The following is a 204-nucleotide window of genomic DNA, read 5'->3' as shown; positions in this document are numbered from 1 at the left end:
CTTAATCCAAACCGTTTTAATTCAATAAATATCCCCTCTAATTGCTTTCCTTTATCCGTTAATGTGTACTCTACACGAGGCGGAACTTCTGGATATACTTTTCTCGTTATAATGCCTTGAGACTCTAATTCTTTTAGTCGAAGCGATAATGTTTTCGGGCTAATCCCGTCCATTGATTTTTGTAAATCACTAAAGCGTAATGTT

The 204-nt window shown here is 35.8% G+C and carries 1 protein-coding gene; it reads right to left on the bottom strand.

Annotation, left to right across the window (positions count from 1 at the left end; all coding sequences use genetic code 11):
* Positions 1-204, bottom strand: a 204-nt coding sequence (locus tag BAQ46_RS00005) for a winged helix-turn-helix transcriptional regulator (protein ID WP_131801173.1), incomplete at both ends; no start/stop codon positions are given.

This window comes from Bacillus paranthracis, from assembly GCF_001883995.1.
Taxonomy (GTDB): Bacteria; Bacillota; Bacilli; order Bacillales; family Bacillaceae_G; genus Bacillus_A; species Bacillus_A paranthracis.
This window is presented reverse-complemented; position numbering and strand designations above follow the sequence as displayed.